Origin of the sequence: Mesorhizobium sp. M7A.F.Ca.US.014.04.1.1 (assembly GCF_003998745.1) — a bacterium.
Taxonomy (GTDB): domain Bacteria; phylum Pseudomonadota; class Alphaproteobacteria; order Rhizobiales; family Rhizobiaceae; genus Mesorhizobium; species Mesorhizobium ciceri.
Genome location: NZ_RZRW01000001.1, coordinates 46576 through 52575 on the forward strand (window position 1 = coordinate 46576; position 6000 = coordinate 52575).

The following is a 6000-nucleotide window of genomic DNA, read 5'->3' on the forward strand; positions in this document are numbered from 1 at the left end:
GTCGGTTGCGGGCAGAGGGTTGAGGCCGCACTCTTGCAACCTGATCATGTGTGGCGAGCCAATCCTCAGCGCGCCTGGACGCGAACTGGCACGGTGGGCTGCGCACAAGCTCAGCGGGATCCTACTCTCGCGCTTCCGGGAACGAGGCGCTTGCCGAGAACGCTCTGATGTATGTCAGCCAATACGTACGAATACAATATCCGCACATGTTGTCTCGCTGGCCTGAGGCAACGCATTCGATACACAGTAACTCGGTCGAACGGCCTCGTTGAAGGATGGCTCCCTCAATGCGACAAGATCTGGCTGAGAAACAATTTCGTTCTTTCGTGCTGCGGGTTTCTGAAGAAGTCGTGCGGTGTACCCTCTTCGACGATCTCACCTCGATCCATGAAGATTACTCGATCGGCCACGGCGCGCGCAAAGCCCATCTCGTGGGTGACGCATACCATGGTCATGCCGTCGCGTGCGAGTCCGGTCACAGTCTCGAGCACTTCAGCGACCATCTCTGGATCGAGCGAGGAGGTCGGCTCATCGAAGAGCATGACTGCAGGCTCCATACAGAGGGACCGGGCAATTGCGACGCGCTGCTGCTGTCCCCCGGAGAGCTGAGCCGGATATTTGTTCGCCTGTTCGGGAATGCGCACGCGCTCTAGGAATTTAAGCGCGATCTTTCTAGCCTCACCCTCTGGAACGCCCTTTATCCACATCGGCGCCGCCATACAGTTCATCAGCACGGTCATGTGCGGGAAAAGATTAAAGTGCTGAAAAACCATGCCGACGCTTTTGCGAACTTCAGCTACGTTGCGCATTTTGTTATGTAACCTAATCCCAGTGACGGTAATCTCGCCATCCTGGTGCGCTTCGAGCCGATTGACGCAACGGATCAGCGTCGACTTTCCCGAGCCTGAGGGCCCACAGATGACGATACGTTCGCCCTTGCGGACGGTTAGGTTGATGTCAGTTAGTGCTCTGAAGGCACCATACCATTTGGATACATTCTTAGCTTCGATGACTTCGTCGCTCAATATTGCATCTCTCTTGTTCATTGGCGCATCTGTAAGTGCCTTGAAAATGGCCGAACCAACTTAGACGTCTTTTTTAGCTTGACCAATGAATTCACGATCATCGCTTCTTACTTCTGGCAAAATGGTCCTCGATCCGGGATTGGACCAGTTCCAGGCAGGCGGATAAAATCCAATAAATCATTGCCGCTGTTACTAGCATCTCCATAGTATGGAAGGTTGGCTGGCCGAGTGAGTGAGCTAGATACGTCAGCTCCCAAACGCCAAGAACCGAAACGAGAGAGCTGTCTTTGAGCATTGAGATGAACGTGTTTCCCATCGGGGGAATGATAACCGGAAGCGCTTGCGGCAGAATGATTCTGCGCATTGTGAGCGCAAAGCCGAAACCTAATGACCGGGATGCCTCCCACTGGCCGCGATCGATGCTGGCTATGCCCGAACGGAAGATCTCCGTCATGTAGGCACCACTGCATAGCGAAAGCGCCAACACGCCTGCAGGCACGGCATTAATAACGTAACCTACCTGGGGCAAGCCCATGTAGATCAGATAAACCTGCATGAGAAGCGGCAGACCCCGGAAGCATGAAGTGTAGAAGCTGACTATCGCGTAAGCCATGCCGTTGCTTGACAGTTTCGCAATCGCGCCGATTATTGCGATAGCCGACGCAAATAGCAGTGACATCGCTGATACGTAAACTGTAGTAACTACCCCCTGCGTAATTAGAAATGGCAGGTTTGCCCAAATAAATGGCATGCTTAAGTCAAATGCCGCGAAGAGCGAAAGGAACAGTAGCACCAACTCAAACCATACGATCCCGATTTGGATTTTGAGCGGGACAAAACCAATCAGCACGAGGTTGAGGCAGAACATTGCGGCAATTACAAAAGCGATCGCAATGCGACTGTAAAACTTCACTTGTGCGTGATCGCCAATCACGGGCCGTAGGAGTTCGCCCATCGTGGTGCCCGCTACGTTGAAGATAAGAAAAACCGCGAGCACAATTGCAAATATGCAGCCGATAAACCATGGCTTGTGGACGAGCACCTCAGATTCAACTGTATCGTGGTAAAGCATAAGCATTTTCTTCCTAAGAAGAGGCGCCCCCGGGAAGGGGACGCCCACGATTGTGTCATGTTATTTATCGACGCTGAAATCCCCCCCGAACCACTTGACCGAGAGTTTAGCAAGAGTGCCGTCATCCTTCATCTTCTTGACCGCGGCAGCGACCTTGTCGATAAACTCCTTATCGCCACGCTCGATTGTGACAGCGCCCGGGGCGTAGAATAAGGGATCGCCAATAACCTTCAATGGATAGCCAGATTTGATTGCCGCAGCCGCCGTCGTTCCTTCAGTAATGACGCCATCGAGACGAACACCATCGCCGAGGCGCAGGTCGTCAAGCGTAAGAGAGTTAGCACTTGGATAAGCCTTCACTTGGCCCGCTGTAAATTGATATTGTATTGGCTTAGCGCCGATCCATGCCGGTGTGAGCTTGTGATTGGCATACAAATCGCCAAGAGTTCCCGCTCGGACGCCGACGATCTTGCCCTCCAGGTCGGAAGGCTTCGTCGCTTTGCTATCCTTGTGAACGACAGCGACTTCGCCTTCGTAGAAGTACATGGCCGGGAAGGCGAATTTTTTGGCGCGATCGTTGGTCGGCGTCATTTGACCCATGGCCATGTCCCAACGCCCCCCCCACTGGCCTGCCTGAATGATATCCCAGCCCGGGGTCACGAATTTGATCTTCACGCCCAAGTAGTCCGCAATGCCCTTCGCGACCTCTACATCATCACCGTCGAGTTCATGTTGGTCGTTCAAGTGAGACAAGGCTCCCCAGTCGGACCCGACCGCTACCGTCAATGTCTGTGCCGCGAGCACACGATCAAGGACTTCGCCGGCGCAAGCCTTGGCTGACAAAGACATCGACGCAACCGCCATGGAGACTGCAACTACGACCGTCGTTACATGATTGTTCATCTATAGTTCCCTTTTTTCTCGTTCTTATTTTCTTGAAAGCTACCTTCGTCGCCACCGAGAGGAGTGTCTTAGCGGTGCGCCATTGCTCCCTGCTGATTGGACCCATCCCGGTCCGTCATTTAACGAACGACACCTTATCGCTCTGCATTGTTGGCATTCAGCGAAATCGAGTTCGATGATGCAGGTTTCCTGCGAACTACCCTTGGCTTTCGCCGGATCGCTCTGGCGATTTCACAAAGCACGGATACCCTGGCCTCAGAGAGGTCGGCGAACTCGCCAACTCGCTGGACTCCGAAGGCTGCAGATTGCATCGCCACAAGACGTCTTGTTTGGAAGGATCTAAACTGGACTGGCGCGTTGAATTACACCTTGCAGGGCTGACTCTGGTCACGTGGGAACTGCGGTCCAAGCCCCTCTCTCTCCCTAATCTCGACCTCCCTAATCTCGACCTCCCTAATCTCGACGACCTCTTCGCCGGCCGTGTGCGCACCCGCTACTCAACCGTCGGGGCGCTCGAGGAAGAATGCTTCTCTGCCGACATCGTGGTCGGGGCCGTGCTGATCGCCGGTGCTGCCGCGCCAAAGCTCGTCACCCGCGAAATGATGTCCGGCATGAAGAAGGGCTCGGAGCTGGTCGACGTCGCTATTGACCAGGGCGGTTGCTTCGAGACGTCGCATGCGACGACTCAAGCCGAGCCCACCTACGAAGGCGACGGCGTTATCCACTATCGCGTCGCCAACATGCAGAGTCGCCCATGCCATTTCGCGATTTCTTGCCTTGCGAGTTCGCACGTATCCCTCTGGGTCAACATCGTTGATAGACCAGAGAATTTTTGACTCATCGTAGCTCGGACAGCGGAGACGCGTTACAATTGTCAACCCGTTCGGACCCGGTTTAATCGAGATGTACTCGGCATACTGCGCATGATGGCTCATGCCTCTTGTAGCTGGAAGCGTTCGGCAAGTTAGGTCCTACTTGCCACGCGAGAGCGGGGCCGCAAGTATGCGCCGGCCGCAATACAACGCTGATTTGCTGCGTTGTCGAGGACATTTCGCATAGAATGCGCGCCTGCCGCTGCTATGATCATAACATGTTGTGATTTAGTCCAGTCCGAACTCCCGAGGTTGGGTCGCAACTCTCGATAGCCAGCTGGCGCCGGGGGCGCCTAGGCATGAAATTGGATCCCATGTATGACAGAATTCAAACAACGGCAAACCGTCGGTAACGCGTCGGAGAGCGTACTCGAATTCGACGGACAGCAATACCTGGACGGCCGTGCATCGGATCCTCGCGAATTTGGCTGGATGCGCGGTGCGCCGCCGCCGCCAGACAAGCGTGTAACATTCGAGAATGAAACTGTTTGGACCTTTCCTCAGCTTCGCTGGTCGCTATCGCATATGCGTGAGCTGCGGCCCACAGTCCAAGTGTGGCGAGGGCGGGGCGGACCGTCGCAGCTTGAGTGCAGCAACAGGTCTACCGAAATCGATGGGCTCACGTTCGTCGACATGGACGACCGCACCAACCGGTTCGAGGAGGCGCTATTCGACACCTACACCGACGGCATTTTGGTCCTGCATCGGGGGCGGATCATATACGAACGATACTTCGGCGCACTCGCGCCGCACGTACAACATTCGTGTCAGTCAATCACCAAATCGTATGCGGGCACCCTAGCCGCGGCGTTGGTGCATGAGGGCATTCTCGACGACAGGAAGACAATATCGCAGTTTGTGCCGGAATTACGAGGTACAGGGTGGGAAGATGCAACGCTCCGCCAAGTCATGGACATGCAAACTAACGTTGCTTTTACTGAAGATTACACAAGTGTAGACAAGTCATATAGATGCGAATACCTGCGTACCATACGAAAGGAAGGGGCGCACGGCAAATTTGTCTACAAAGGCGTCGATACCAATGTTATGGCTTGGGTTATGTCGCGCGCAACGGGCCGGTCGTTCGCACAACTGTTGGAGGAGCGCTTATGGTTGCCACTGGGCTGCGAAGAAGACGCCTATGTCGAGATCGACCCGACAAACGGTATGCCGAGGGCGCATAGCGGACTCAATGTGACGTTGCGCGACTTGGCGCGTTTCGGCGAGCTGATGCGATGTGAAGGCTCGTGTAATGGCAAGCAACTGGTTCCCGCGAGTGTTGTCTACGACCTTCAAGATCTCGACCACCCCGCCAAGCCGGACCTCCCATTCGGCTATACATACCGAAGCCAATGGTGGGTATCACACGACGAGCTTGATGCTATTGAAGGTCGGGGCCTTTACGGCCAGAACCTGTACATAGCGCCAAAGGCGGAGATGGTGATTGCGCGCTTCGGGTCGCACCCCGCTTGCGACCACATTGATCGGATTAGAAGGCCGCAGATGCAGGCATTGGGGAGGATGCTCCGCGCGTAACTTGATGCACTAGACGGTCACCGCGCTTGTTTAGGAATTTCCTGCAAATTCGCGGTTGAAGAACTGGGGCGCCTACGCCGAATTCCTGCGTTCGGCTAGGGGGCAATTGGCGCAAAAGGCCTGTAGACGCTGCTACGCTTATGAAGTAAATACCAGAAGCCTCGCTTCCCATATGCATAATGCAGACCGATCTGGCTCGCTTTTGCTGAGGAAACAATGATCACCGAACATTGCATATTGATTGGGGCCGTCGCGACTTTGTATTGCGAGAATGGAACCGGTGGACCTATTGTATTCTTGCATGGTGCCGCTTTCGGGCTTATCCGTCAGCTTGACCTGAAACAAAACCCAACCCAAACATCAACGAGACCCAGGATCAGACCGAAAAATGGCCGCCTTCAAATCGGAATGCTGGCCGGAATGAAATCGGAATGACTGGCCGGCTTCAAATCGGAATCGGTGGCCGGCTTCATCGGAATACGCAGGCAATGGTATCGGCATCAGTGGCAGCGCTCTTGCGCTGCTTCTGGACGGTGAGATCGGCGGTTACCTGGGAAAGCCGGGCGATCAGCGCCTTGAGCCGCTGCTGGGC

At 54.8% G+C, this 6000-nt stretch carries 4 protein-coding genes and 1 pseudogene; 2 read left to right on the plus strand and 3 right to left on the minus strand.

The genetic code is table 11. From position 1 onward, the window contains the following. Window positions 1-284 precede the first annotated feature (284 nt). From EOA22_RS00205 to EOA22_RS00215, 3 genes are all read right to left on the minus strand, one after another. Window positions 285-1028, minus strand: coding sequence for an amino acid ABC transporter ATP-binding protein (locus EOA22_RS00205; RefSeq protein ID WP_135921822.1), 744 nt, complete (start codon window positions 1026-1028; stop codon window positions 285-287). 94 nt (window positions 1029-1122) lie between these two features. Next, window positions 1123-2097: an amino acid ABC transporter permease gene (locus EOA22_RS00210; protein WP_063170377.1), complete on the minus strand. Its 975-nt coding sequence runs from the start codon at window positions 2095-2097 to the stop codon at window positions 1123-1125. Between the two features lie 60 nt (window positions 2098-2157). Continuing rightward, window positions 2158-3000 carry a transporter substrate-binding domain-containing protein gene (locus EOA22_RS00215; RefSeq protein WP_063169318.1) on the minus strand — a complete coding sequence of 281 codons (843 nt, stop codon included), beginning with the start codon at window positions 2998-3000 and terminating at the stop codon, window positions 2158-2160. A 458-nt stretch (window positions 3001-3458) separates the two neighbouring features. On the opposite strand from EOA22_RS00215, the pseudogene EOA22_RS00220 reads away from it, so the two are divergent. Both EOA22_RS00220 and EOA22_RS00225 read left to right on the plus strand, forming a co-directional pair. Then, window positions 3459-3836, plus strand: a pseudogene (locus EOA22_RS00220) (alanine dehydrogenase); the annotation flags it as partial. A gap of 354 nt (window positions 3837-4190) precedes the next feature. Next, window positions 4191-5408 (plus strand): serine hydrolase, encoded by a 1218-nt coding sequence (locus EOA22_RS00225; RefSeq protein ID WP_063169320.1) that lies wholly within the window; start codon window positions 4191-4193, stop codon window positions 5406-5408. Window positions 5409-6000: the final 592 nt, after the last annotated feature.

Bases quoted from the DNA above. Each gene is read 5' to 3' on its own strand.
- EOA22_RS00225 (WP_063169320.1), top strand. From the start codon at position 4,191: ATGACAGAATTCAAACAACGGCAAACCGTCGGTAACGCGTCGGAGAGC.
- EOA22_RS00210 (WP_063170377.1), bottom strand. From the start codon at position 2,097: ATGCTTTACCACGATACAGTTGAATCTGAGGTGCTCGTCCACAAGCCA.
- EOA22_RS00215 (WP_063169318.1), bottom strand. From the start codon at position 3,000: ATGAACAATCATGTAACGACGGTCGTAGTTGCAGTCTCCATGGCGGTT.